The 25,467-nt window shown below is 73.5% G+C and carries 21 protein-coding genes; 12 read left to right on the top strand and 9 right to left on the bottom strand.

The window, feature by feature from the left end:
- The first annotated feature begins 5 nt into the window (after positions 1-5).
- Together ACN9M0_RS23295 and ACN9M0_RS23290 are read left to right on the top strand one after the other, a co-directional pair.
- On the top strand, positions 6-683 hold the full coding sequence (locus ACN9M0_RS23295) for a lipopolysaccharide biosynthesis protein (RefSeq protein ID WP_366036197.1): 678 nt from the start codon (positions 6-8) through the stop codon (positions 681-683).
- On the top strand, positions 680-1,819 hold the full coding sequence (locus ACN9M0_RS23290; protein ID WP_399695938.1) for a GNAT family N-acetyltransferase: 1,140 nt from the start codon (positions 680-682) through the stop codon (positions 1,817-1,819). Before ACN9M0_RS23295 ends, ACN9M0_RS23290 begins: the two co-directional genes overlap by 4 nt.
- A gap of 27 nt (positions 1,820-1,846) precedes the next feature.
- On the opposite strand, the gene ACN9M0_RS23285 is transcribed toward ACN9M0_RS23290, so the two are convergent.
- Positions 1,847-3,442 carry a glycosyl hydrolase gene (locus ACN9M0_RS23285; RefSeq protein ID WP_426404130.1) on the bottom strand — a complete coding sequence of 532 codons (1,596 nt, stop codon included), beginning with the start codon at positions 3,440-3,442 and terminating at the stop codon, positions 1,847-1,849.
- 157 nt (positions 3,443-3,599) lie between these two features.
- Here ACN9M0_RS23285 and ACN9M0_RS23280 point away from each other — a divergent pair, with 157 nt between their 5' ends.
- Positions 3,600-4,910: an ATP-grasp domain-containing protein gene (locus tag ACN9M0_RS23280; RefSeq protein ID WP_426404129.1), complete on the top strand. Its 1,311-nt coding sequence runs from the start codon at positions 3,600-3,602 to the stop codon at positions 4,908-4,910.
- Positions 4,911-4,936: 26 nt separating this feature from the next.
- Positions 4,937-6,184, top strand: coding sequence for an FAD-dependent oxidoreductase (locus ACN9M0_RS23275; protein ID WP_366036374.1), 1,248 nt, complete (start codon positions 4,937-4,939; stop codon positions 6,182-6,184).
- Between the two features lie 67 nt (positions 6,185-6,251).
- Here ACN9M0_RS23275 and ACN9M0_RS23270 read toward each other — a convergent pair whose 3' ends face one another.
- Positions 6,252-6,485, bottom strand: coding sequence for a chaplin (locus tag ACN9M0_RS23270; RefSeq protein ID WP_366036194.1), 234 nt, complete (start codon positions 6,483-6,485; stop codon positions 6,252-6,254).
- 173 nt (positions 6,486-6,658) lie between these two features.
- Positions 6,659-7,069: a rodlin gene (locus ACN9M0_RS23265; RefSeq protein ID WP_366036193.1), complete on the bottom strand. Its 411-nt coding sequence runs from the start codon at positions 7,067-7,069 to the stop codon at positions 6,659-6,661.
- A gap of 219 nt (positions 7,070-7,288) precedes the next feature.
- On the opposite strand from ACN9M0_RS23265, the gene ACN9M0_RS23260 reads away from it, so the two are divergent.
- Entirely contained in the window at positions 7,289-7,699 is a 411-nt protein-coding gene (locus ACN9M0_RS23260; RefSeq protein ID WP_366036192.1) for a rodlin, read from the top strand.
- Positions 7,700-7,780: 81 nt separating this feature from the next.
- On the opposite strand, the gene ACN9M0_RS23255 is transcribed toward ACN9M0_RS23260, so the two are convergent.
- Positions 7,781-7,990, bottom strand: a complete 210-nt coding sequence (locus ACN9M0_RS23255) for a hypothetical protein (protein ID WP_366036191.1) — start codon at positions 7,988-7,990, stop codon at positions 7,781-7,783.
- Between the two features lie 117 nt (positions 7,991-8,107).
- Between ACN9M0_RS23255 and ACN9M0_RS23250 the strand changes: the two genes are divergently transcribed.
- Together ACN9M0_RS23250 and ACN9M0_RS23245 are read left to right on the top strand one after the other, a co-directional pair.
- Positions 8,108-9,148, top strand: coding sequence for an LCP family protein (locus tag ACN9M0_RS23250; RefSeq protein WP_366036190.1), 1,041 nt, complete (start codon positions 8,108-8,110; stop codon positions 9,146-9,148).
- Between the two features lie 94 nt (positions 9,149-9,242).
- Positions 9,243-9,650 carry a rodlin gene (locus ACN9M0_RS23245; RefSeq protein WP_366036189.1) on the top strand — a complete coding sequence of 136 codons (408 nt, stop codon included), beginning with the start codon at positions 9,243-9,245 and terminating at the stop codon, positions 9,648-9,650.
- A gap of 79 nt (positions 9,651-9,729) precedes the next feature.
- Here ACN9M0_RS23245 and ACN9M0_RS23240 read toward each other — a convergent pair whose 3' ends face one another.
- Entirely contained in the window at positions 9,730-11,751 is a 2,022-nt protein-coding gene (locus tag ACN9M0_RS23240; protein WP_399695936.1) for a thioredoxin domain-containing protein, read from the bottom strand.
- Between the two features lie 111 nt (positions 11,752-11,862).
- Here ACN9M0_RS23240 and ACN9M0_RS23235 point away from each other — a divergent pair, with 111 nt between their 5' ends.
- Complete coding sequence (locus ACN9M0_RS23235; RefSeq protein WP_426404128.1) at positions 11,863-15,369, top strand: tetratricopeptide repeat protein; 3,507 nt, start codon at positions 11,863-11,865, stop codon at positions 15,367-15,369.
- Positions 15,370-15,831: 462 nt separating this feature from the next.
- On the opposite strand, the gene ACN9M0_RS23230 is transcribed toward ACN9M0_RS23235, so the two are convergent.
- Together ACN9M0_RS23230 and mca are read right to left on the bottom strand one after the other, a co-directional pair.
- Positions 15,832-16,068, bottom strand: a complete 237-nt coding sequence (locus tag ACN9M0_RS23230) for a hypothetical protein (protein ID WP_366036186.1) — start codon at positions 16,066-16,068, stop codon at positions 15,832-15,834.
- Positions 16,061-16,942, bottom strand: a complete 882-nt coding sequence (gene mca / locus ACN9M0_RS23225) for a mycothiol conjugate amidase Mca (RefSeq protein ID WP_366036185.1) — start codon at positions 16,940-16,942, stop codon at positions 16,061-16,063. Before mca ends, ACN9M0_RS23230 begins: the two co-directional genes overlap by 8 nt.
- Before the next feature lie 98 nt (positions 16,943-17,040).
- Between mca and ACN9M0_RS23220 the strand changes: the two genes are divergently transcribed.
- The 4 genes from ACN9M0_RS23220 (at position 17,041) to ACN9M0_RS23205 (ending at position 23,208) form a co-directional block, all read left to right on the top strand.
- A complete protein-coding gene (locus tag ACN9M0_RS23220; RefSeq protein ID WP_366036184.1) occupies positions 17,041-17,442 on the top strand; it encodes a DUF4307 domain-containing protein in 402 nt (133 codons plus the stop codon).
- 190 nt (positions 17,443-17,632) lie between these two features.
- Complete coding sequence (gene greA, locus ACN9M0_RS23215) at positions 17,633-18,130, top strand: transcription elongation factor GreA (RefSeq protein WP_366036183.1); 498 nt, start codon at positions 17,633-17,635, stop codon at positions 18,128-18,130.
- 271 nt (positions 18,131-18,401) lie between these two features.
- Positions 18,402-20,918: a protein kinase domain-containing protein gene (locus tag ACN9M0_RS23210; protein WP_426404127.1), complete on the top strand. Its 2,517-nt coding sequence runs from the start codon at positions 18,402-18,404 to the stop codon at positions 20,916-20,918.
- Between the two features lie 4 nt (positions 20,919-20,922).
- Positions 20,923-23,208 carry a protein kinase domain-containing protein gene (locus tag ACN9M0_RS23205; RefSeq protein ID WP_426404126.1) on the top strand — a complete coding sequence of 762 codons (2,286 nt, stop codon included), beginning with the start codon at positions 20,923-20,925 and terminating at the stop codon, positions 23,206-23,208.
- A gap of 13 nt (positions 23,209-23,221) precedes the next feature.
- Here ACN9M0_RS23205 and ACN9M0_RS23200 read toward each other — a convergent pair whose 3' ends face one another.
- Complete coding sequence (locus ACN9M0_RS23200; protein ID WP_366036180.1) at positions 23,222-24,076, bottom strand: ABC transporter permease; 855 nt, start codon at positions 24,074-24,076, stop codon at positions 23,222-23,224.
- Positions 24,073-25,092 (bottom strand): ATP-binding cassette domain-containing protein, encoded by a 1,020-nt coding sequence (locus tag ACN9M0_RS23195; protein WP_366036179.1) that lies wholly within the window; start codon positions 25,090-25,092, stop codon positions 24,073-24,075. Before ACN9M0_RS23195 ends, ACN9M0_RS23200 begins: the two co-directional genes overlap by 4 nt.
- Positions 25,093-25,467: the final 375 nt, after the last annotated feature.

Raw genomic sequence — 25,467 nt, 5'->3', positions numbered from 1 at the left:
GCACCATGAACACCACCCCACCCCGCTCCTTCCTCCCCGCCGGCCTGCGCTCCCCGGGCCGCTGGGCGGTGCTGCCCGCGGCCGTCCTCGCCGGGGCGGTCCTCGGCGGCGGCTACGGAGTCCTGAAGACCCCGGAGTACGCGGCGACCAGCTACGTCATCGTCGTGCCGGCGGAGAAGTCCGACCCGGCGGCGGCGCTCGGCTTCGCCCAGGCGTACGGGCGGGTCGCCACCGACATCGCGGTGACCGGCGACGCCCAGGTGTGGGCCGGGGTCACCGCCGACACCCTGCGGAAGAACGTGCAGGCCGCGACCTCCCCGGACGCGCCGATGATCTCGATCACCGCACGGGCTGCGAAGCCCGCCCAGGCGGTCTCGATGGCCGACGGGGTGGCCCGCGCGCTCGTCCTCGACAGCAGCCACGTCGCGGGCAACACCGGGGTGAAGGTCGTCCAGTTCTCCCGCGCCACCAAGCCCGTCACCCCGGTCTCCCCCTCCGCGCCGCTCTCCGCGCTCGTCGGCGGCTGCGCGGGCGGCCTCCTCGGCGGCCTCGCCCTCCTGGTCCGCCCGAAGCGCGCCGCCGCGCGCGACGGAGCACGGCACTCCCGGCAGGCGACCGCCCCGGCCGCGTCCGCCGCCGTGCCCGCCCCGGCGCCCGCCACGCACCAGCCGGAGGCGGTGTGAGCCCGAGAACCGCGCACGCCCGGAGAGCCCTGCGGAGCGAGATCTGCCGTGACGAGGAGGAGTTCGGGCGGCTTTCGGCCGAGTGGACGGCGCTGTACGGGCGCTGCTCCTCCGCCACCCCCTTCCAGTCCCACTCCTGGCTGCACTCCTGGTGGCTCTCGTACGGCCGGCCAGGTGCGCTGCGGGTCGTGCTCGTACGACGGGAGGACGGCGAGCTCGTCGCCGCCGCGCCCCTGATGCGGGCCGGCGGACCGCTGCCCGTGCTCACCCAGCTCGGCGGCACCATCACCGACTTCACGGACGTCCTCCTCGACGACGACTGCCCCGAGGCGGCGCCCGCCCTGGCCGGGGCCCTCGCGCGGGCCGCCCGGGGCGCGGTCGTCGACCTGCGGGAGGTCAGGCCCGGAGCGGCCAGCGAACGCGTCTTCACCCACTGGCGCGGCCCGCGCCGCCGGCTTCCCGACTCGCTCTGCCTGGAGCTGCCCGCCGTACCGATGGAGGGCCTCCTCGAACGGATCCCGTCCGGGAAGGCGCAGCGGGTCCGCGCCAAGCTGCGGAAGCTGGACGCGCTCGGCATCGACACCCACGTCGTGACCGGCGAGGAGGTCCCGGCCGCCCTCGACCGGCTCCTGAAGCTCCACCAGCTCCAGTGGCAGGGCCGGGGCGTGACCGCCGAGCACACCAGCGAACGCTTCGCCCAGCACCTCACCCGGGCCGTGCGGCCCATGGTCGAGCGCGGCGACGCGATGGTCACCGAGTTCCGGCTCGCCGGGGACGTGGTCGCCGCCGACCTGACCCTGATGTCCCCGCGGCTCGCCGGCGGCTACCTGTACGGCGCCGACCCGGCGCTGCGGGCCCGCAAGGTCGACGTGGCGACGATGCTGCTCCGGCACGGGGCGCGCGAGACCAGCGCGGGCGGGCGGGCCACGCTGAGCATGCTGCGGGGCAGCGAGTCGTACAAGCAGCACTGGCGGCCCGAACCCGTCCGCAATCGCCGCCTGCTCCTCACCGGCCGCGGTACGGCCCCGCTCCTCTGGCTGCGCGCGGGCGCGGCCGACGCCCGGCGCTGGGCGGCCCGGCAGGCGCGGGAACGGGCCTGGGTGGGACGGCTGCTCGGGCGCGGCGGTGGCGGATGAGCTCCGCCACCGCCGGGGTGAGGGACGTCAGAAGGGCCAGACCCCCTTCAGGGCGTCCTTCCAGTCGAGGTCGACCTCGTCCTTCCAGTTGTCCTTCGGGACGCAGACGGGCCCACCGATCCAGCTCTCCACCCACGAACCGAGGTCCACGGTCCAGCAGTCGGGCTTGGGCTCGGGCTTGGGTTCCGGCTTCGGCTCGGGCTTCGGCTCGGGCTTCGGTTCCGGCTTGGGTTCCGGCTTGGGTTCCGGCTTCGGTTCCGGCTTGGGCTCAGGCTTCGGTTCCGGCTTCGGTTCCGGCTTCGGCTCGGGCTTCGGTTCCGGCTTGGGTTCCGGCTTCGGCTCGGGCTTCGGTTCCGGCTTCGGCTCCGGCTTCGGCTCGGGCTTCGGTTCCGGCTTCGGCTCCGGCTTCGGCTCCGGCTCCGGCTCCGGCTCCGGCTTCGGCTCCGGCTTCGGCTCCGGCTTCGGTTCCGGCTTCGGCACAGGGACCGTCGGGTCCGTGGGATCGACCGGGCCCGTCGGGTCGGTCGGGTCGGTCGGGTCGACCGGGCCCGTCGGGTCGGTCGGGTCGGTCGGGTCGACCGGGTCCGTCGGGTTCGTCGGCTCCGTCGGGACTTCCGGTTCCGTGCCGTACAGCATCTGCCGGAACACCAGCGACGACTGCGGGTTGTCGTCGCACTGCCAGACGCCGTGCGGGCAGTAGTCGGTGATCGTGTGGTAGAGCGGCTTGTGCTGCTTCATCCAGTCCAGCATGCGCCGCATGTATTCCGGGTTGTCGCCGTTCCGGAAGAGCCCCCATTCGGGATAGGAGATCTGCTTTCCGTGCTCGGCGGCGAAATCGACCTGCTTCTGGAGCCCGTACGGTTCGCTGACGTGCCGGTCGAAATCGACCCCCGTCGGCTGGTCGTAGGAATCCATGCCGATGACGTCGACGACGTCGTCGCCCGGATAGCACTCGGTCCACGGAATCGCGTCGAGGCCGCGGCTGGGGCTGAAGTCGAAGCGGAACTTCTGGCCGGGTACGGAACGCATCGCGGTGACGATCCGGTTCCAGTACTTCTTCCACGCGGTGGGGTCGGGGGCGCAGCGGTGGGTGTAGGTGGTGCCGTTCATCTCCCAGCCGAGGACGATGACGGTGTCCCTGGCGCCCTGCTCGACCAGGCGTTCGGCGAGGGTCGTGAAGTGGTGGTCGTAGTAGCCGGCGGCGCCGAGCTGGAGCTGGCGGCGGACCTCGCGGTCGGGGACGCGGGCCTCGTTGCGCTCCAGCATGGGCACGTTGAGGACGAACATGCGGTCGGTCCGCGAGTTGCGCCAGTCGGCCCAGGCGTCGAGGAAGCCGGGGGGTCCCTCGATGTTCTTCCAGAGGTCGCCGGGCAGGTAGGTGTGGCCGACGCGGAGTTCGTGGCCGCCGAGCCACCGTTCGAGCTGGCCGATGCGGGTGACCCCGAGCGTGCCCGAGTCGAGAAAGGCCCCCATGGCTCCGGCGAGAGTCGGTCCGGGGTCGGTCGCCGTCACGGGTTCGGTGGCGTGGGCGGGGGACGAGAGCACGACTGAGCCCGAGGCGAGGAGTCCGGCGGTGAACACCCCCAGCCACACTCTCGATCTTCTCCGGTATGCAGATGCCATGGCTGCTCCTTCGCCTCGTTCGCCATTTGATGATCCGTCAATCCGATGCTCAGAAAGTATTCCTAATGAGCCGACCGTGAACTCGGCTTCCCTCTGCTCCGTAGTCCATTAGAGGATTTGATCGCCCAGTTGGGGCACCCGAGATGAAGGGCATGCCGTGCTGCGCCGTCAGCGTTTCGACACCAGCGTCCCCACCGTCCTTGTGCGGCTCGACCGGAATCCCTTCCATCACGGCACGCTCGGCGCGGCCCGGTCCCTGGGACGGGCGGGAATTCCGGTCCACGCCGTCATCGAATCGAGCACCAGTCCCGTGACCCGCTCCCGCCATCTCCGCTCGGTCCGGGTGCGCCCAGGGACGAACTCCTCCGCCGAGCTCGCCGTCCTGCTGAGACGGGTCGCCGACGAGATCACCGACGACCCGTCACATCCCGTGCTCGTCGTGCCGCTGGACGACGTCAGCGCCCTCGCGCTGGCCCGCCGCCGCTCCGGACTCGTCCCGCGCTTCCTGCTGCCCGAGCAGACCGAGGAGCAGCTGCTGCGGGTAGCGGACAAGGCCGCGCTCGCCGAGACCTGCGCCGGCCTGGGCCTGCCCCATCCCCGTACCGAACTCCCCGACGGCGCCGACGAGGCCGCCGCCATGGCGTGGTCGCTCGGCCTGCCGGTGGTCGCCAAGTGGAGCCGCCCCTGGCTCCTTCCGGCCGGCGGCGGGCTGCGCAGCACCTCGATCGTGCGCTCACCGGCGGAGGTGCGGGAGCTGTACGCCCGCACGCCGGAGGCCGGCAGCCGGCTGCTGCTCCAGGAACTGCTCCCGGCGGGCCGGGACCTCGACTGGTTCTTCCACGGGTACGTGGACTCCGCGGGCCGCTGCTCGACCGGGGCCACCGGGCGCAAGGAGCGCTCCTGGCCGGACGGGGCCGGGCTCACCGCCTCCGGCCGCTGGACGGTCAACCCGACCGTCGACCGGACGGCCCGCGAGCTGCTCGACGCGCTGGGCTACCGGGGCGTGTGCGACCTGGACTTCCGGCTGAACAGCGCGACCGGCGCCTACCACCTGCTCGACTTCAACCCCCGGCCCGGCGCCCAGTTCCGGCTCTTCACCGACCCGGAGGGCCTGGACGTGGTCCGGGCCCTGCACCTGGACCTCACCGGCCGTCCCGTGCCGCCGCACTCCCCCGCGTACGGCCGCCGGTTCCTGGTCGAGAACTACGCGGCGCTCTCACTGCTGGCCTCCCCGCGCCGCCGGTACGCGCCCGAGCCCGGCGGCACGCGGGGGCGGACGGAGTGCGCCTGGTTCGCGGCCGACGACCCGGCGCCCGCGCTCGCCATGGGCTGCGCCTGGCTCGCGCACCTGCTGCGCAAGGCCCTGGCCGCGCTGCGCCGGGCGCTCGGGTCCCGCCGGACGGACCCGCCCGGGACCCCCTCGGCGCCCGCGGCCCGCACCTCCCCCGACCAGCTCACCCCGCGATGAACACGGAAGGCACGATGTCGAAGCCGATGGACGACCTGGCGGTCGTCGGGGCCGGACCCTACGGCCTGTCCGTGGCCGCCCACGCCGCGGCCCACGGGCTGAACGTCCGGGTCTTCGGCCGCTCGATGGAGTCCTGGCACGCCATGCCCTCCGGCATGTTCCTGAAGTCGGAGCCCTGGGCCTCCCACCTCTCGGACCCGGCGGGGGCGTACGGCCTCGACGCCTACGCGCGGACCAGGGGCGTCCGCGCCGAGCACGGCGTGCCGCTCCCGGTGGACTTCTTCGCCGCGTACGGCGACTGGTTCGCCCGGCAGACCGTGCCCGCGCTCGACGAGCGGCTCATCGGCTCGGTCGCGCCCGTCGCCGGGGGCTTCGAGCTGCGCACCGAGGACGGCGAGGCGCTGCGCGCCCGGACGGTGGCGCTGGCCGTCGGCGTCCTGCCCTTCATCGAGATCCCCGGGCCTCTGAGGGGACTGCCCCGGCGGTACGCCACCCACTCCAGCCACCACGGCGAGCTCGACGGCTTCGCCCGCCGGGACGTCACCGTCGTCGGGGCCGGTCAGGCGGCCCTGGAGACCGCCGCGCTCCTCACCGAGCGGGGGGCCGCCGCCGTGCGGATCGTCGCCCGCGCCGGCCGGCTGAACTGGAACACCGTGCCCCCGGCCCTCGACCGCGGCCTGTGGCCCTCGCTGCGCGCCCCGCACACGGGTCTCGGCTGCGGCTGGCACAACCGGCTGTACGCGGACACCCCCGGGCTCTTCCGGCGGCTGCCGGCCCCCACCCGCGAGCGGATCTTCCACTCGGCGCTCGGCCCGGCGGGCGCGTGGTGGCTCCGTGAGCGGTTCGCGGCGGTCGGCGACGTCCGGCTCGGACAGCGGATCACCTCGGCGGCGGTGACCGGGGACGAGCGGCTCCGTCTCGACGTGGCGGGCCCGGACGGGACGACGGTCCTGGAGACGGACCACGTGATCGCGGCCACCGGCTTCACCCCGAGCCTGGACCGGGCCGGCGTGCTCTCCCACGCGCTGCGCGGCGCCCTGCGCAGGGTCGGCGCGGGAGGCGCCCCGGAGGTCGGCGGCCTCTTCGAGTCCTCCTGGCCGGGCCTCTTCCTCGCGGGCCTGCTCACGGCCCCTTCGTACGGGCCGTCGATGCGGTTCGTGTTCGGCGCCGAGTACACGGCTGGGCGTCTGGTGAAGGGGGTCCGGCGGCGGCTGCGGGCCGGCGGCACGGTGGGCCGGCCGCGTACGGGCGGGAAGGCGCCGGTCCCGGCATGACGAAGGGCCGGGCCCGGGGAGCGGGTGCTCCCCGGGGCCGGCCCCCTGTCTGCGGGTCGCCAGGGACTCAGGCGTTGATGCAGGTGTTGCCGACGGTCGGGTTCAGCACGCCGATGACGTTGATGCTGTTGCCGCAGGCGTTGATCGGGATGTGGATCGGCACCTGGACGACGTTGCCCGAGAGGACACCCGGCGAACCGACCGCCAGGCCCTCGGCGCCCGCGTCGGCGAACGCGGGGGTGGCCGCACCCATGGCCATGATGATTCCGGCGACGACGGCAGCAGCCTTCTTACAGTTCATTTTCGTCTGCATCCTTTCGGTGGCGGAACACTTTTCACGGAACACAACGAACATGCCGCACAAAGGAAACCGGATTATCGACGACGTCCGATCTTTCACTCCATTGACGGCACGGAACAGGGCCGGACGGGAACGTGGACGTTCCCTTCCGGCCCTGTCGTACGCGAGACGGGTCAGCCGTTGTAGGCGCCGTTCCCGGAGAGGATCGGGATGTCATCGACGAGGTGCGAGAGCGGCTCGTCACCCTTGGCCTGGGTGGAGTTCTCGGTGCACTGCTGGTTCTGCGGGGAGGACAGGACGTTGACGTCCTGGACCGCGATCGGGACGGCGCCGCCGATCGAACCGAGGTTGGCCTTGACCGGAGCACCGAGGCAGAGCTTGTTCAGCGAGCCCTGGACGGCCGAGAACTGGGGGCTCATGTCGCCGTGGGTCTTCGAGTTGCCGAACGACTGGTGCGCGTGGTTGCCGGAGAGCGAGGTGGTGCCGCCGTCGTCGGCGATGGCCAGCGCCGGGGAGGCCGCCGCAGCAGAAGCGCCGACAACAGAGGCCGTCACAGCCGCAGCCGCCATAATCTTCTTGATCACGGTGATTCCGTTCCTGTTCCCACCAATCGACCTGATTGATGCGACGGGATCAACTGCGGTCGCGGACTTTGGTTCCGTGGCTTCACCCGTTCGACTGGGTCCGCGTTTCGCGCTGCCGCGTGCGCTCCGCCAACGGGGTGACACAGCGGAACCCCGGCATCCGAAGGCCTGTTGATCAGGTCGCTCCCTGCACGGAGCCGGTTCTAGAAGGGAACTCCCGTGATCAAGAAGGTTATGGCCACCGCGGCCGCAGCCGCCGCCATCGTCGGCGCCTCCGCCGCCGTGGCCACCCCCGCGCTCGCCATCGCCAACGACGGCGGCACCACCTCGCTCTCCGGCAACGGCGCGCACCAGGAGTACGGCAACTCCGCCACGTACGGCAACATGAGCCCGCAGTTCGCGCTCGTCCAGGGCTCCCTGAACAAGCCGTGCATCGGCCTGCCGGCCAAGCTCAACGCCGGTTCGATCGTCGGCGCCGTCCCGATCGCGGTCCAGGACATCAACGTCCTGTCCTCCCCGCAGAACCAGCAGTGCACCGAGAACTCCACCCAGGCCAAGGGTGACGAGGCCCTGTCGCACATCCTGGACGACATCCCGGTCCTGTCGGGCAACGGCGTCGGCAACCACTGACGTTCCGCCTGAGCACGACGACGTTCACACGTCAGGGGCCGCCCTCCGGGGCGGCCCCTTTCGTCTTCCTCCGTCCCGCCGCTACCAGTTCGGCCAGACCGGCGTCGCCATCAGGCGCTCCCATTCCCGGTCGGGCATCCCCGGCACCGCCCGGCCCGCCTGCACCCACTGGGTGACCAGCGCCGAATAGACGGGGAACGGCGTACGGTCGGCAGGGGGCGGCGGGTCACTCACATATCGGCTCTTCGGAATGAAGGCCATCCGTTCCCATTTTCCGGGATCCGGCGCCATTTTCGCTCCTTCCGCTGCGATTCCCGCATCATTACACAGGCACCGCAGGAGAGTGATTCGTCCTGTTCAAGTCGCGTCGTGTACCTGTGTACGAGCGGTTCGAAATACGGTGCGGACATGAAATTCCCGCGTTCACGGCCGGCCCGGCGACCGCTGCTCGCCGCTGCGGCTCTCGCCGCCCTCTCCGCCCTCGCCCCCGGCGCCCTCGCCGCCGTCCCCAGCGATCTCCCCGCCCCGGAGCAGGGTCTGAACCTCCTCGTGGTCGGCATCGACAGCCGCAAGGGAGTCACCGAGGAGGAGAAGGAACGTTTCCACCTCGGCGGGAAGGAGTGCGACTGCACGGACGTGATGATGCTCGTGCACGTCTCCGCGGCCAACGACCGGGTCGATTTCGTGAGTCTGCCGCGGGACTCCCTCACCTCCTTCCCCGAGGGACACCGCGACCGGCGCACCGGGAAGACGCACGCCGCCCATCCGGCGAAGATCAACAACGCCTGGGCGGAAGGCGGTCCGCCGTTCGCCGTCGAGACCGTCGAGTCGATGACCGGCGTGCACGTCCACCGCTACCTGGAGATCGACTTCCGGCGCTTCATGGACACCGTGGACCGCGTCGACGGTGGAGTCCCCATCTGTACGGCGCAGCCGCTCAAGGACCCGTCCACCGGCATCGACCTGCAGCCCGGGACCAAGCGGGTCGCGGGCGGGGAGGCGCTCCAGTACGTGCGGTCGCGGAAGGCCGACGGGCAGATGGACTTCGGGCGGATCCGCAAGCAGCAGCAGTTCGTCGTGAACACCCTGGAGCGGCTCCGCGACGGCGTCCTCGACGACCCGGCGGCGCTCAAGGCGTTCGCCGCGACCCTGCGCGGGACGGGCGCGGCCGAGCGGGGGATCTCGACGGCCGAGCTGCTGACGCTCGCCGGGCGCCTGAAGGACCTGCCCCCGGACCGCATGGAGTTCTCGACCGTGCCCGTACACGGTTTCAACCCGGACATCGAAGGCGTCGGGTCCACGATCGGGTGGGACGCGGAGGGAGCCGCCGAGGTCTTCGGGCGGCTGCGCCGGGACGAGCCGCTGCCGGCCGCCGAGGCCGTCGCGCCGAGCAAGATCGCCGCGGCCACCTACCGGCCCGCGCCCGGCGGTTCGCTCATCTGCCCGTAGTCCGTCCGGTGGACTTCGCGGAACCTCCGGGCCGCTGACCAGTTGATCAGCGCGGCTCGGCAATCAGCTAGCCAGTACCGGAAAGGCCAGAACCATGAAGAAGCTCCTCGCGACGGCTGCCGTGGCCGCGTCCATCCTCGGCGCGACGGCGGCGGGTGCCGGGCAGGCGCTCGCGATCGCCGACGACGGTGGCACCACCTCGCTCTCCGGCAACGGCGCGCACCAGGAGTTCGGCAACTCCACCACGCACGGCGACATGAGCCCGCAGTTCGCGCTCGTCCAGGGCTCCCTGAACAAGCCCTGTGTCGGTCTGCCGGCCAAGGTCAACGCCGGTTCGATCCTCGGCGCCGTCCCGATCGCGGTCCAGGACATCAACGTCCTGTCCTCCCCGCAGAACCAGCAGTGCACCGAGAACTCCACCCAGGCCAAGGGCGACGAGGCCCTGTCGCACATCCTGGACGACATCCCGGTCCTGTCCGGCAACGGCGCCGGCAACAGCTGAGCAGCGACGCCCGGCCACGGTGCGGCCCCGCCGCCCCTCCTCGGAGGGGTTGCGGGGCCGTCCCCGTTCCGCTCCCGGCTCAGAGCTTCCGGCGCAGCTCGGCCGGGTCGGTGACCGGCGCGTCGCAGGTGAAGTGACGGCACACGTACGCGGCGGGCGCCCCGGCCACGAGCGGCCGGTCCTTCAGGAGCGGGAACTCCTCGCCGCCGGGGGCTCCGGTGGCGAGGACCGCTCCGGGGGTGGTCGCCGCCAGGGCCGTACGGCGCAGCTCCCGGAAGGCCGGGTCGGCGGCGTCGCCGACGACGGCGATCTCGCGGGGCCCGTCGAGGAGGGCCTCGGCGACGGCCAGGCCCCAGCCGATGAAGCGGGGCGCGCGCGGGCCGAGGGCCTTGACCACGCCGAGGGCGCCCTCGGCGGCGGCGCGGTGGGCCTCGGAGCCGGTGTGCGCCGCGTACGACAGGAGCGCCCCGGCGGCGGCGGTCCAGCCTGAAGGGGCGGCGTTGTCCGTGGGGTCCTGGGGGCGCCGGATGAGGGTCTCGGCGTCGTGGGCCGTGTCGTACAGCGCGCCGCCCTCGGCCGTGAAGCGGTCGAGGACGATGTCCAGGAGGAAGCCGGCGAACTCCAGCCAGGCGCCCTCGCCGGTGACGGCGGCGAGGGCGAGGAAGCCCTCGGCGACGTCGGCGTAGTCCTCCAGGACGCCCGCGTTGGTGCCCGCCCGGCCGTCCTTGGAGGTACGGGTGAGCCGGGCGGTCTCGTCCATGTGGACGCGGACGAGGAGCTCGGCGGCCTCGGTGGCGCGCTCGACCAGGTCGCGGCGTTCGAAGAGGGCGCCGGTCTCGGCGAGGGCGGCGATCGCGAGGCCGTTCCAGGCGGCGACGACCTTGTCGTCGCGGCCGGGGCGCTCGCGCTCCTCGCGGGCGGCGAGGAGCCGGGCCGCGATCGAGGCGATCCGGTCGGCGTCGGCGGGGCCCTCCTCCTGCGGGAGCTGGAGGACGGAGCTGCCGTGCTCGAAGGTGCCGTCCTCGGTGACGCCGTAGTGGGCGGCGGCGAAGGCGGCGTCCTCCGCGCCGAGGACCTCCGTCAGCTGCGACGGGGTCCACACGTAGTAGGCGCCCTCGACGTGCCTGCCGGTGCCGTCGTCGCTGTCCGCGTCGAGCGCGGAGGCGAAACCGCCCTCGGGGGTGCGGAGTTCCCGGACCAGGAAGTCGGCGGTCTCCAGGGCGACCCGGCGGGCCAGGTCACTGCCGGTGGCCTTCCACAGGTGCGCGTACACCCGGCACAGCAGGGCGTTGTCGTACAGCATCTTCTCGAAGTGCGGGACGACCCAGGCGCGGTCGACGGCGTAGCGGGCGAAGCCGCCGCCGAGCTGGTCGTAGATGCCGCCGCGGGCCATCGCCTCGCAGGTGTCGGCGGCCATCTGGAGGGCGCCCTCGGAGCCCGTACGGGCGTGGTGGCGGAGCAGGAACTCCAGGACCATCGACGGCGGGAACTTGGGGGCGCCGCCGAAGCCGCCGCGGGTGGCGTCGTACTCGCGGGTGAGGGCGAGAAGGGCCCCCGCCAGCTCCTCCTCGCCGGGGACGCCGTCGCCGCCGTAGGCGAGCGAGCGGCCCGCGAGGTCCTTCACGATGCGGTCCGCGACTTCGGCGACCTCCTCGCGCCGGCCGGCCCAGGCGTCCTTGACGCCCTCCAGGACCTCCGGGAAGGACGGCATGCCGTGGCGGGGCTCGGGCGGGAAGTACGTACCGAAGTAGAAGGGGGCGGCGTCCGGGGTGAGGAACACGGTCATCGGCCAGCCGCCCTGACCGGTCGCGGCCTGGACGGCCTCCATGTACACGGCGTCGACGTCGGGGCGCTCCTCGCGGTCGACCTTGACGGCGACGAAGTTGTCGTTGACCAGGGCGGCGGTGGCGTCGTCCTCGAAGGACTCGTGCGCCATCACGTGGCACCAGTGGCAGGAGCTGTATCCGACGCTGAGGAGCACGGGGACGTCGCGGCGCCGGGCCTCCTCGAAGGCCTCGGCCGACCACGGCCACCAGTCGACCGGGTTGTCGGCATGCTGCAGGAGGTACGGGGAGGTCTCATGGGCCAGTCGGTTCGGCATGGGGCCCATCCTGCCGCAGGGCCCTCCTCCTTTCTCCGCTCCCTCGCGCCGACGCGCGCGAGGCAGGACACTGGGCCGGATTCGTCGGGCACGTGCGGAGGGGGAACGCAGATGCGGGAGAGTCACCGGACCGAGGCCGAGCGGCTGTTGGAGCGGGCCGTCGCGGAGGAGGTACGGGCCTCCGGCGGCCGGGCCGACGCGGAGGCGCTGCTCGCGCGGGGCCGGGCGGAGCTGGACGCGATGGCGACGGACGCGTACGCGGTCTATCTGCGGGCGGTGGAGGAGGCGGAGGCCGGGGCTGCGGCCGGGGCCGAGGCGGAGGCGGAGGCCGGGGCCCGGGTCGGGCGGGCGCGTTCGGCGGGCCGTGCCGTCGCCGTGCCCGACACGCCCCGGCCCGGCGGGGCGCCGCCGAAGAACTTCACCGGGCCTGCGATCGGTGGTCCCGCCCTGGTCACGGGCGTGGCCGCGGTCGCCGCCTTCGGTGCGGACCTGGCGTTCGGCACGGGGGCGGGGACGGCGCTCGGCGCGGGTGCGGCGGTCGCCGTGGCCGGGGCGGCGGCGACCGTCCTCCGGGCGACGGCGGGCCGCCACGGAGGCGGTGAACCGGGACGGCCGGGCGGGGTCGAGCAGCTGCGCCTCGACTGGCTGACGGCCCTTGAGGTGGAGGGGGTGCGGCCGTTCCTGGAGCGGGAGCGGAAGGCGACGGCGGGGGCAGACGCGGGGGCGGGGGCGGAGAAGGCCGGGCTTGTGGGGGTGGGCTCGGGCTCGGGCGGGGTTGTGGAGGCGGGCTCGGGCTCGGGCGGGGTTGTGGAGGTGGGCTCGGGCTCGGGCGGGGGTTCCCCGGGCGGGGGGCTGTCGGCCGGTGCGGGTGGGACCAACGGGTGGGACGAGGCCGGTGGTGGGGCTTCGGCCACCCGGGAGGGGGGCTTCGACGGGAGGCCGTCGGTGCGCGAGCCCGTGCGGGTGTTACGTGGGGGCGACCGGAGTGCGGCGGCTCGGAGCCGTACCGTCCTGGAGCGGTCCTTCGGGCATCTGCCCGACCCCGGCGGGGTGTTCGCCGGGCGGCGGGAGGAGCTCGCCCGGATCACCCGCTGGGTGCAGGCCGGGCGGGCCGCGCCCGCGACCCGGCCGACCGTGGTGCTGCTGCACGGCGCACCCGGCTCCGGGCGCACCGCGCTGGCCGTGCGGGCCGCCCACGCGCTGCGCGACCAGTTCCGCGGGGCCTGTGTCGTGGACCTGCGGGGCGGGGCGACCGGCGAGCGGCCCGTGACGACACGGGAGGCGCTGCTGCACCTCCTGAACCGGCTCGGCGCCCCACGCGACCGGCTCCTCTTCCGTGAGGGCGCCTCCGCGGAGCAACAGGTGCGGCGGTTCTCCGAGTTGTACCAGCGGCAGCTGAGCGGGGTGCCCGTGGCGCTCATCCTCGACGACGCCGCCGACGCCGCCCAGGTGCGGGCCCTGCTGCCGGAGCGGTCCGACAGCCTGATCCTCGTGACCTGCAGGGAGCCGCTGGACCTCGGCGCGGACGTACCGGCCGAGGTGCACGCCCTGCCGGTCGCCGCGCTCGACGCGGCCGGCGCCGAGGAACTGCTGCGCGCGACGGCCGGCACGCCCGACCCCGGCCCGTACGACGCCGAGGCCTTCGAGCGGATACGGGAACTGTGCGGCGGCCTGCCGCTGGCGCTGCGGGTCGCCGGCTCCCTGCTCGGGAGCCGCTCCATGGACGACCTCGCGCACGTCCTCGCCCGGCCCGGCTGGGGCGACGACCCCGTCGAACGCGCGCTGTCCGTCCGGTACTTCCTCGAATTCGACGACGACGCCCGGCAGCTGCTGCGGCGGCTCGCGCTGGCCGGGCGGGCCTCCCTCGGCGCCGCGGCCGCCGCCGCCCTGCTCGGCGGGAAGGGGCCCGAGGCGGCCCGGCGGCTGCGCGAGCTGTCCGCGGCCGGGCTGCTCGACCACGTGCGCGGCGAGCGGTACCGGCTGCACGACGTGGTGCGCGGCTTCGCCGCCGTCCGTCTCCTCGACGAGGAGGACGCGACCGAGATCGCGGCGGCGCAGGAGCGGCTCGTCCGGAACCACGCGGAGCTCGCCGACGCGGTGATCCGGATGGTCGACGGCAAGATGTCGACGCGCGCCGACCGGTTCGACGGGCACGGCTTCGGCTCCCTGGAGGCGGCCCTCGGCTGGCTCGACGAGGAGTCCAGCTTCATCACGGCGGCCCTGCGGCACGCGGAGGGCGTCGACCAGGAGACCGTCCTCGGTCTGCTCAGCGCGCTCTGCGACTACTGCCTGCTGCGCGGCGACCTCTACCGGCTCGGCGAGATCAACGAGCTGGCCGAGTCCGTCGGGCAGGGGCTGCTCACGCGCTCGGTGCGGTGGCGGACCGGTATCGCGGCCCGGCAGCTCGGCGAGCTCGACAAGGCCCACAAGACGCTGACCTCGGTCGTGTCCCTCTACCAGGAGGCTCACCAGGACGCGGGCGCGGCGCTCGCGCTCTGCTCGCTCGGGATCACCCTGCACCACCAGGGGCGGCTCACGGAGGCCGGGGCGCGGCTGCGGGAGGCGCTCGCGCTCCAGGAGCCGGAGTCCCTGGCCGCCGACCGGGCCTGGACGCTGCACGCGCTCGCCGCCGTCTCACGCGACCGGGGTGACCTGGCCGAGGCGACGGCCCTCCTCGACCGCTCGCTGGCCCTGCACCGGGAGCACGAGTCGCTGCACGGCGAGGCGTGGGCGCACTTCCAGCGCGGGCAGGTGCTGCTGCTCCGGGGCGACGTGCCGGGCGCGGACGGCGAGCTGCGGCGCGCCCTGGAGGCGTACGGGCGCGTCCATGACGGTCGCGGCGAGGCCTGGGCGCTGACCCAGCTGGCCCGGGCGCGGCTCGCGGCCGGGGAGGCGGAGCCGGCGGTGGAGGAGCTGCGCGGGGCACTGGCCCGGCACCGGGAGCAGGAGGACGCGCGCGGCGAGGCCTGGACGCTGTACTACCTGGGGCAGGCGCTGGAGGAGCGGGGCGACCGGGACGAGGCGGTGCGGGAGCTGGGGCGGGCGCGGTCGATGTTCTCGCGGATGCGGGACCTGTACGGCCTCGCGTGCGCCCGGCACCAGCTGGGCCGGGTCACCCGGGACCAGCAGGCTGCGCGGGCGGGCAACCTGCGCAATTCGGGCTTCGCCCGGCAGTTGCTCGTGGACGCGCGGGCGGACTTCCGCCGGATCGGGGTCGCGCACGGGGAGGCCTGGGCGGGGCTGGAGCTCGCGATCGTGGACGCCGGCAACGGGCGGGTTCCGCAGGCGCTGGCGCTGTGCGAGGAGGCACGGTCGCTGTTCGACGCGTACGGCGACCGGCGGGGCTCGGACTGGGCCCGTCTCCTGCGCTGCGGGCTGCTCCCGCACGCGGCCCCGGGCACGCCGGAGCCGGGGACGGCGTCGGCGCGCGAAGGGCTCGCGGCGCTGGCCGCGGACCGGCATCCGGCCCGCGACCCGAGGCTCGACGACTGCGCCGAGGCCTACGGCCTGATCCTGGACCGGGGCATCGCCCCCGCGACCCCCTGGCAGGCCTGGGACCTGGGCCTGGTCCCGTCCCGTCACGCCCGGGAGGTCCTGGGGGTGCCGACGACCGGCTGAGGGGGCTCGGGCACGGGACGTCCCGTGCCGGTGGGCCGGGGCGGCCGTGGGCGGGCATCCCTGCCACGGGCCCGGCACGGCGCCGGGGATCCGGCACGGCGCCGGGGATCCGGCACGGCGCCGGGGATCCGGCACGGCGCCGGGGATCCGGCACGGCCCTGGCCCCTGGGGGCCGGGCCTGGCCGTCCGTCCGTCCGTCCGTCCGTCCGGAACGACCATGGGCAGGCACCCCGCCACAGGACCTGCCCGGTGCCAGGGAAGCAGGGACAACCCGGCCCTGAGGGCCCGGGGCGCCGTCTGCCAGGCGTCCCCGCCACGGGCCTGACCCAGTGCGGGGAAGCCGGGACGCCCCGGCGCCGAGGACCCGGGGCGGCCGTCCGGCAGGCGTCCCCGCCACGGGCCCGGGACGGTGCCGGGAATGCCGGGACGGCCCGGCCCCGAGGGGGCCGGGCCGTCCGGTGGCTACTTCGTGGGGGTGGCCGCCGGGGTGTCCGGGGTCGCCTTCGGGTCCGGGGCCTCCTCGAAGGAGACCTTGCCCATGTGGCGGTTCATCGACTTCATCAGCAGCCAGACCGCCACGGCCAGGGCCGCGAAGACGACGAAGCCGAGGACGCCGGGGGTCACCTTGTTCTTGTCCAGCTCTTCGGCGGCGAAGGGGACAAGCTGGGTCAGTGCCAGGTGTGCGCTCATGTCAGGCATTGTCGCGGATGCCCGCGAAGAGATCTTCCTCGGGGAGGGAGGTCGGGACCAGCGCCTTGCTGAGCTCGTACTCCTCCGTCGGCCAGACCTCCTTCTGGATCTCCATCGGGACCCGGAACCAGCCGCCGTCCGGGTCGATCTGGGTGCGGTGGGCGATCAGGGCCTTGTCGCGGGTCTCGAAGAACTCCGCGCAGGGGACGTGGGTCGTGAGGTTGCGCGGCTTGCCGCCGAACTCGTCCCAGCGCTTCAGCCAGTCCCCGTACGGCGACTCCAGGCCGCGCGCCAGGAGGGCCTCGTGCAGGGCCTCGGTGCGGGGGCGGTTGAAGCCCTGGTTGTAGTAGAGCTTCAGGGGCTGCCAGACCGGGCCGAACTCGGCCTCCGGGTACTTCTCGGCGTCGCTCGCGCCGTCGAAGGCCACCATCGTGATCTTGTGGGTCATGATGTGGTCGGGGTGCGGGTACCCGCCGTTCTCGTCGTAGGTCGTGACGACCTGCGGACGGAACGTGCGGATCTCACGGACCAGCGCCCCGGCCGCCGTGTCGACGTCCTCCAGGGCGAAGCAGCCCTCGGGGAGCGGGGGCAGCGGGTCGCCCTCGGGCAGGCCCGAGTCGACGAATCCCAGCCAGTGCTGGGAGACGCCGAGGATCTCGCGGGCCTCGTCCATCTCCTTGCGGCGCACCTCGTGGATGTTCGCCTCGATGTAGGGGTCGCCCTGAAGCTGGGGGTTCAGGACCGAGCCGCGCTCGCCGCCCGTGCACGTCACGACCATGACGTCCACCCCCTCGGACACGTACTTGGCCATCGTGGCCGCACCCTTGCTCGACTCGTCGTCGGGGTGGGCGTGAACGGCCATCAGTCGAAGCTGCTCAGTCAAGACTCGATCCTCAGTGATTCGACGCGGAGGGTGGTCTCTATAGTGACGGAATCGGGGGAGTGAAAATTCCGCCACCCCCGGCTTCGAGAGGATCGACCATGAGCGCGGTGCGAGAGCAGCTGCCCGAGGGGCGCTACGGGCGCTCCGCGGATGAGCGGGCCGACCGCAAGCTCAAGATCACCGGAGCGGTGCTCGGGGTCCTCTTCCTCGGCATGATGGGCTGGTTCGGCTGGCACTACGTCGTCGACAACAAGATCAGCGCCGAGATGATCAAGTTCGACGTGGTGAGCGCCGAAGAGGTCCAGGTCCACCTGGAGATCCGCAAGGACGAGGGCGTCAAGGGCGTCTGCACGCTGCGCTCGCGCTCCGAGGACGGCGCCGAGGTGGCCCGCAAGGACGTGCGGGTCGACGACCCCGGGACCCGGGTCGACCGCGTCTTCTCGCTCCGCACGACCGCCCGCGCGACGAGCGCCGAGCTCATCGGGTGTACGGCGCGGTAGCGGTGGGTAGGGACGGGGTGTCGAGTCCCGGCGAGTCACCGCGGTGACCTGGGGTGACGCCATCCTGATGGTTTATGTCCTCCCGCTTTTCGCCACTCATTGTTAGGCTCGTGGTTTCGCCCACCCGGGACAGCGCCGCTTTCCCGCGTAGGGCGATGCTTTGTATTCCCAGTACCTACGAGGAGCACCTGTGACCCAGACCAGCGACAACGTCACCTGGCTCACCCAGGAGGCGTACAACAAGCTCAAGAGCGAGCTTGAGTACCTGTCTGGTCCCGCGCGCACGGAGATCACCATCAAGATCGCCGCCGCGCGTGAAGAGGGGGACCTGCGCGAGAACGGCGGGTACCACGCAGCCAAGGAGGAGCAGGGCAAGCAGGAGCTCCGCATCCGGCAGCTGACCCAGCTCCTCGAGCACGCCAAGGTCGGCGAGGCGCCGGCGGACGAGGGCGTCGTCGCGCCCGGCATGGTCGTCACGATCGCGTTCGACGGCGACGAGAACGACACGATGACCTTCCTGCTCGCCTCCCGCGAGTACGCGAGCGGCGACATCGAGACCTACTCGCCGCAGTCGCCGCTCGGCGTCGGCGTCAACGGCAAGCAGGTCGGTGAGGACGCTCAGTACGAGCTGCCGAACGGCAAGAAGGCCGCGGTGAAGATCCTCAGCGCCAAGCCGTACACCGGCTGATCCGCACTTCCCGAGCGAAGGGCCGGCCCCCGTGGGGGCCGGCCCTTCGTCCTGCATGCACATGCAATGATGCGGAGCTGACGTCGCGTCACTAGGGCCTGTCTGACCATTCGCGTCGGATCAGGCCGGGTCGTTCGGTGCGTGCGATCGGCGTGCGGCCGGGACGCCCTCGTAGCGGAGCTACTTGGGCGTTTCGGCCGTGCGTCGAGCGTGCGTGCCGGGCGGGCCGGACCCGACGGGAATTGTCAGACAGGCCCTAGGGGGGGACAAGGTGCTGGGACCGTTGCGCGAGGGCGCGCCGCGCAGGATCGGACCGTACGAGGTGCTCGCCCGGCTCGGCGCCGGCGGCATGGGCGAGGTCTTCCTCGCGCGGGACACCGGGGACGGCGGGGACGGTGCGGGGGGCGGCTACCTCGCGCGGGACGCCGGGGACGGTGCGGGGCGCGGCGCCGCGGGGCCCGTCGCGAGCGGTGGCTCGGGCGCGAGCCCGGGGCCCGTCGCGAGCGGTGGCTTCGTCGCCGTCAAGACCGTGCGGCGGGACGTCGCCGGTGATCCCGCCTTCCGGGACCGCTTCCGGCGTGAGATCAGGATCGCCGCGCTTGTCGACAGCGCGTACGCCGCCGCGCCCGTCGGCGGTGACGCCGACGCCGAGGTGCCCTGGCTGGCCACCGCGTACGTCCCCGGGCCCAGCCTCTCGCAGGCCGTACGGCGCGGCGGCGCGCTGCCCGTCGCCACCGTGCGGGCGCTCGGCACGGACGTCGCCCGGGCCCTCGCCGACCTGCACGGGGCCGGCGTCCTGCACCGGGACCTCAAGCCCGGCAACGTCATGCTCTCCGTCGACGGCCCCCGGCTCATCGACTTCGGCATCGCCCGCAGCAGCACCGCCACCACCATGACCGCGACCGGTGTGATGGTCGGCACCCCCTCCTTCATGTCCCCCGAGCACGTGGCCGGTGCCCGCCGGGTCACGGCCGCCTCCGACGTCTTCTGCCTCGGCTCGCTCCTCTGTTACGCGGCGACCGGCGAGGACCCCTTCGGCGACGGGCCCCTCGCGGCCGTCCTCTACCGCGTCTCCCAGGCGGAGGCCGACCTGACCCGGGTGCCGGAGGAGCTGCGCGAGGCTGTCGCCGCCTGCCTCTCCGTGGACCCGGCGGCCCGGCCCACGCCCGGGGAGCTCGCCGGGCTGCTCGCCGGCGCGGCGGGGAAGGCCTTCCCGTGGCCGGAGGGCGTACGGGACCACATCGGGGAGTACGGCAGGGAGCTCGCCCAGCTCGTCGCCTCGGGCGGGCCGCTCCTGGAGGCGACGCCCGGGGCGGCCGGTCCCGTGGTCACCCCGGGCCTCCACTCCGTACCGACGCTCGCGCCGGTGAACGCGCCGACCGTGCCCGCCGCCGAGGCGCCCCGGAGGCGGCGGGGGCGGCTGCTCGCCGCCGTCCTCGCGCTCGGGGTCGTGGCCGGTGGCCTCGGCGCGTACGTGCTGTGGCCGGATCCGGGGCCGCCGGAGGCGCCCGCGAAGGGAAGCCCGCCGGTGGCGGCCCTCGTCGCGGGCGTGGACGACCGGGGCACCGCCGACGCCTCGGGCGTGGTCCCGCAGAACGCCACCCAGCGCCCGGTCGGCTGGAAGCCCTGGCACACGAAGCTGACCGCCCCCGCCTTCGGCTGCTCGGCCGGCGAGAAGGTGCTCGTCTGCCGGACGACGGACGGACGGTACGAGGCGCTGGACCCGGCGAGCGGGAAGAAGCTGTGGGACGTGGCGCGCCCCGAGGACACGCCGGGCGAGACGTACACCAGCGGCCACGGCTATCCCCTGGTGGCCGGGAGCGCCACGCGCCCCACGGTCCACGACGGGAGCGTGGTCCTGGTGGCCGGGCGCACCCTCCAGGTGCGGGACGCGCGCACGGGGGCGGTGCGCTGGCGGAAGCCGGCCCAGGGGCCGCAGGGCTTCTGGGCCACCCGGCCCGTGGTCGCGGACGGGATCGTCTTCGCGGCGACGGAGGTGACGGAGGACAACTCGTGGGTCCGGGCCGCCCTGACCGCGTTCTCCCTGGCCGACGGGCGGCAGCTCTGGTCGAAGGAGCTCACCAACGGGCAGATCTCCCTCGCCGAGCGCAAGGCGTACGAGCCGGTGGCCTACGCCCGGGGGGTCGTCTACGCCCTCAGCCAGGGCGGGCTCGTGGCCTACGACGGCAGGAACGGCACCCAGCTCGGGCAGGTGGACGGGGACGCCACGGCTTGCGAGACCCTCAAGGTGCTCGGCACGTCCGCCTACTGCGCCGGCGACGGGTTCGGCGCGAACACGGACACCACCCTGCACCTGCTCGACGCCCGCACGCTCGCCTCGAAGGCGTCGCTGCCCGGCCCGCTCGGCAGCGCCTCGCCCACGGCAGTCGGCCCGCGCACCGTCGTGGCCTGGGACAAGGGCCTGAAGGTCCTCGACCGGCGCAGCGGCGAGACGCTCGCCTCCTTCCCGCTCACGGCGGCCCCGGCGGGCCTGGCCCAGAGCTGGTCCGAGCCGCTGCTCGCGGGCGACCGGGTCGTGTACGCCGACTACTCGTCGCTCTACACCGTGCGGCTCGGCGCCGACGGCAGGCCGGGCGGGATCAAGGTCACGCCAGTGCCGGGGGCACCGGGGCCGCGGGCCGAGGAGGAGGACTACGACCCGAACTACGGCGAGTTCGTCTCCAAGCAGATCAGGCGGCCGGAGGTACTGCCGGTCGGAGGGATCGCGTACGTCGTCTTCGACAAGGGCGCCGTCGCCGCCGTCGAGCTGCCCGCCGAGAAGGAGTAGTCCGATGCTGGAAGCCCTGCCCGCCGGGCAGCCCCCGCGCCTCGTCGGCCCCTACCGGCTGCTCGCCCGGATCGGCGCGGGCGGCATGGGCGAGGTGCACCTCGCCTGCCGGGCGGACGCGCCGACGGCCGATCCGTACCGGATGGTCGCGGTGAAGACCGTACGGGAGGATCTGGAGGTCGACGCGGACTTCCGGACCCGGTTCCGGCGGGAGATCGCGGCGGCGCGGACGGTGAACGGGCCGGGGGTCGCGCACCTTGTGGACGCGGACGCCGACGCGCCCACGCCGTGGCTGGCGACGGAGTACGTGCCGGGGCCGTCGCTCGCGGAGGCCGTCGTACGGTCGGGGGCGCTGCCCGTGGCCGCCGTGCGGGCGCTCGGGGTCGCGCTCGCCGGGGCGCTGGAGGGCGTACACGGAGTCGAGGTGCTGCACCGGGACCTCAAGCCGGCGAACGTGCTGCTGGGCGCGGCCGGGCCGAAGCTGATCGACTTCGGGATCGCGCAGGCCTTCGAGGCGACGGCCCTGACCTCGACCGGTCTGGTGGTCGGCTCCCCCGGGTTCATGTCGCCTGAGCACCTGGTGGGGAGCCGGGCGGTGGTGCCCGCCTCCGACGTGTTCTGCCTGGGTGCGGTGCTCGCGTTCGCGTCGAGCGGTCAAGGACCGTTCCACGACGACGAGATGGCCGCCGTGATCTACCGGATCAGCCGGGCGGACGCCGAACTGTCCGGCGTGCCGGACGAGTTGCGGACGGTGGTGGAACGCTGCATGCGGCTCGACCCGGACGAGCGTCCGTCGGCGGCCGAGTTGGTGTCGCTGCTCGGCGGCGGGGGCGCGCCCGAGGTCTTCCCGTGGCCGAGTGGGGTGTTGTCGCTGCTCGCCGCGTACGGGGAGGCCGCACGGGACGTCGGGGAGGCGGCGGCGTCCGGCGCGGGCGTGGCCGATCTGCCGACGCTCGGCCCGGTGGTTCCGTACTCCCCCACAGCCATGACCGACCGCCCGCCGGCCCCGCCCGCCCCTGTCCGGCGCCGCCCGTGGGGCGCGGTCGTGGCGGGCGCGACAGCGGTGGCCGTGGTGGCGACGGCGGGGGTGGTGCTGCTGAACCGGACCGGCGGGGACGGTGGTACGTCCACGGGCGGGGCCGCGGGGCCGTCGGGCACCGGCTCCGCCACCTCGGCCCCCGTCGCGCTGAGCCAGGTCGTCCTGCCGTACGGCTCCGCGGGTCACACCAACGACTTCGGCAAGGCCGGTACGGACCGCGCCTACCGCCCGGCCGGCTGGTCGCCTTGGACCGTCGAGGTGGAGCAGGGCGTCGGCGCCTGCGCGCTCTCCCCGAAGGTGCTGGTCTGCCCCGGGAACCGCGGCACGGCGATCGGGCTGGGCACGGCGGACGGCAAGGAGGTGTGGAAGGTGCCCGCCCAGGCTGGGAGCGACCTGAGCGGACCCGGGTACCCGGCGATCGTCGGCGACGCGGTGTACGTGACGGACATGAACGGGGTCGCCGTCTACGGGCTCGCCGACGGCCGCGCGCGGGGCCGGATCCCCGGACCGGAGGGCGAGTGGGGCATCAAGCACACCGATCTGGTCGACGGCGTCCTGTACTCGACGTACTTCGGCGTCCGGAAGGAGGGGACGGGCCTCGTGACGGCCGTCCGGCTCAAGGATCGGCGACGGCTGTGGAGCGCGCCGATCGACGGGGTTCCGGAGGAACTCGTCGTGGGCGCGGGGAAGGTGCTCGTCGCGTTCGGCTCGGGCGAGTCGGTGGCGATCGACGCGGACACGGGCCGGGATCCGATCCGGATGCGGGAGGGCTGCGGCACCTTCGCCGTGCACGAGAAGAGCGGGAGCGTGCTCTGCGCGGGCCGCGCGGACGGATCGGTCGAGGTCCTCGACGCCCGCACGCTGAGGCCGCTGCGCACCCTGGGCGGCGGCGGGGGCCCGCTGACGGCCGGTCCCGCCGTGCGCGCGGACGGGCTCGTCGCGCTGATCGACGGCACCGGCGCGCTGGTCACGTACGACCTGGGCAGCGGGCGGGAGCGGTGGCGGGAGAACGCCGGCGAGCCGATGGACCGGGTGTACTTCGCCGGGGACCGGGTCGTGACCGTGTCGGAGAGCATCGTGCTCTCCTATCCGGCGTCCGGGCTCGCCGATGACGACGACGTCCGGGAGTACCGCCCCAACCCCCCCGACAGCCTCCCGAACCCGCAGGCAGGAGGGGACGCGCTGGCCGCCGGAGGGGCCGTCTTCCTCTCCCTCCCCGACGGCCTCGTCGTGTCGGCCTATCTCCCCTGACCCGCCCGGGCCCTCACGCCGTCGCCGAGCGGTACTTGCGGACCGAGAGCGTCCGGAAGACCGCGATGATCAGGATCGACCAGAGGAGCGAGGCCCACACCGGGTGCTGCATCGGCCACGCGTCGGAGGTCGAGACGCCGGGGTTGCCGAAGAGTACGCGGCAGGCCTGGACGGTCGCGCTGAACGGGTTCCACTCGGCGATGGGCTGCAGCCAGGAGGCCAGATTGCTGGAGTCCACGAACGCGATCGAGATGAACGTGACCGGGAAGAGCCAGATCAGCCCGCCCGAGGTCGCCGCCTCGGGGGTGCGGACCGAGAGGCCGATCAGCGCCCCGATCCAGGAGAAGGCGTAGCCGAGGAGGAGCAGGAGGGCGAAGGCGCCCAGCGCCTTGGGGACGCCCTCGTGGATGCGCCAGCCGACGAGGAGGGCGACGATCGCGAGGACGACGAGGGTGAGCGTCGTCTGGACCAGGTCGGCGAGCGTACGACCCGTGAGGACCGCGCCGCGGGCCATCGGCAGGGAGCGGAAGCGGTCGATCAGGCCCTTGTGCATGTCGTCGGCGATGCCCGCGCCCGCTCCGGCCGTGGCGAAGGTGACGGTCTGGGCGAAGATGCCGGCCATCAGGAACTCGCGGTAGACGGCCGGGGACGTCGAGTCGCCGATCTGCATCGAGCCGCCGAAGACGTAGCTGAACAGCACCACGAACATGATCGGCTGGATGAGCCCGAAGATGATCATCTCGGGGATCCGGGACATCCTGATCAGGTTGCGGCGCGCGATCACGAGCGAGTCGTTGACGGACTGGACGATCCCCCCGCTCGGGCGCGGGGCGGTCAGCTTGTCCGCCGACCCCAGGACGGTGGTCACTTCACGGCCTCCTTCCGGCCCTTCCGGCCCTCGGCCGCCGGCTGCTCCTCCGCCTCGCCCCGGTCGGCCACGTGGCCGGTGAGGGAGATGAAGACGTCGTCGAGGGTCGGGCGTCGCAGCCCGATGTCGTCGATCTCGACGCCGACGGCGTCCAGCTCGCGGATGACCTCGGCGAGCAGCTTGGCGCCGCCGGTGACGGGGACGGTGAGCTTGCGGGTGTGCGTCTCGACGGAGACCTCGCCGTGGCCGATCCCCGCGACGCCGTAGCGGGCCAGGACGTCCCGGGCGCCGGTGATCATCTCCGGCTCGTGGACGACGACCTCGACGCGCTCGCCGCCCGTCTGGGCCTTGAGCTGGTCGGAGGTGCCGCGGGCGATGACCTTGCCGTGGTCGATGACGCAGATGTCGTGGGCGAGGTGGTCGGCCTCCTCCAGGTACTGGGTGGTGAGGAGGAGGGTCGTACCGCCGGCGACGAGCTCCTTGATGACGTCCCAGAGCTCCTGCCGGTTGCGCGGGTCGAGGCCGGTGGTCGGCTCGTCCATGAACATGACCGGCGGGGAGACGACGAGGGCCGCCGCGAGGTCCAGGCGGCGGCGCATACCGCCGGAGTACGTCTTGGCGGTCCGGTCGGCGGCGTCGCCGAGGTGGAACCGTTCGAGCAGCTCGACGGCCCGCCGCTTCGCCGCCTTCGCCTTCATCTGGTAGAGCTGTCCGACCATCTGCAGGTTCTCGCGGCCGGTGAGGTACTCGTCGACGGCCGCGAACTGGCCGGAGAGGCCGATCGAGCGGCGGACCTCGTTGGGGTGTTTGAGGACGTCGATCCCGGCGACGACAGCTCTCCCGCTGTCGGGCTTGATGAGTGTCGTCAGGACACGAACGGCGGTCGTCTTTCCCGCGCCGTTCGGGCCGAGCAGACCCAGGACGGTGCCTTCGGGCACGTCCAGGTCGACCCCGTCCAGAGCTCGTACGTCGCCGAAGGTCTTCACCAGACCTTCGGCGTATATCGCGCCTGGCATGTGGATTCTCCCAGGGAGATTCGGGCGTTTCCTACCGATCCTAGGATTTCGGAGCGGCTCGTGCCCGGCGAATCTGTGATCCGAGACACATGATCACGGGCTTCGGACGGTGGGCGCGGGGGCGTGCCCCGGGCCGTCCCGGGTGTCCCGGGCGGGACGGCCGGGACAGCCGTTGGCGTGCTGTTGGCGGGCCGTTGGTACCGGGGGTGAAGCTGGGGTCCTGGCAGGGAGCACGACGACGACGGGGAGCACGAGATGGCGGTCGGCGCACACGGCACGGGCAGAACTGGCGGGACGACGCGGGGGACGGGCAGGACCGGCGGGACGACGCGGGGGACGGGCAGGACCGGCGGGACGGGTGCGTCGGGCACTGCC

The organism is Streptomyces sp. R-07, assembly GCF_049913175.1.
In the GTDB taxonomy this organism is placed as follows: Bacteria; Actinomycetota; Actinomycetes; order Streptomycetales; family Streptomycetaceae; genus Streptomyces.
Note: the sequence above shows the minus strand (reverse complement) of the source record. Positions and strands in the feature narration are given on the sequence as shown.

Coding starts and splice junctions, on each gene's coding strand:
- ACN9M0_RS23235 (WP_426404128.1), top strand. CDS start 11,863: ATGCGGGAGAGTCACCGGACCGAGGCCGAGCGGCTGTTGGAGCGGGCC.
- ACN9M0_RS23220 (WP_366036184.1), top strand. CDS start 17,041: ATGAGCGCGGTGCGAGAGCAGCTGCCCGAGGGGCGCTACGGGCGCTCC.
- ACN9M0_RS23275 (WP_366036374.1), top strand. CDS start 4,937: ATGGACGACCTGGCGGTCGTCGGGGCCGGACCCTACGGCCTGTCCGTG.
- ACN9M0_RS23270 (WP_366036194.1), bottom strand. CDS start 6,485: ATGAACTGTAAGAAGGCTGCTGCCGTCGTCGCCGGAATCATCATGGCC.
- ACN9M0_RS23245 (WP_366036189.1), top strand. CDS start 9,243: ATGAAGAAGCTCCTCGCGACGGCTGCCGTGGCCGCGTCCATCCTCGGC.
- ACN9M0_RS23250 (WP_366036190.1), top strand. CDS start 8,108: ATGAAATTCCCGCGTTCACGGCCGGCCCGGCGACCGCTGCTCGCCGCT.
- ACN9M0_RS23285 (WP_426404130.1), bottom strand. CDS start 3,442: ATGGCATCTGCATACCGGAGAAGATCGAGAGTGTGGCTGGGGGTGTTC.
- ACN9M0_RS23195 (WP_366036179.1), bottom strand. CDS start 25,092: ATGCCAGGCGCGATATACGCCGAAGGTCTGGTGAAGACCTTCGGCGAC.
- ACN9M0_RS23230 (WP_366036186.1), bottom strand. CDS start 16,068: ATGCCTGACATGAGCGCACACCTGGCACTGACCCAGCTTGTCCCCTTC.
- ACN9M0_RS23240 (WP_399695936.1), bottom strand. CDS start 11,751: ATGCCGAACCGACTGGCCCATGAGACCTCCCCGTACCTCCTGCAGCAT.
- ACN9M0_RS23205 (WP_426404126.1), top strand. CDS start 20,923: ATGCTGGAAGCCCTGCCCGCCGGGCAGCCCCCGCGCCTCGTCGGCCCC.
- ACN9M0_RS23255 (WP_366036191.1), bottom strand. CDS start 7,990: ATGGCGCCGGATCCCGGAAAATGGGAACGGATGGCCTTCATTCCGAAG.
- ACN9M0_RS23295 (WP_366036197.1), top strand. CDS start 6: ATGAACACCACCCCACCCCGCTCCTTCCTCCCCGCCGGCCTGCGCTCC.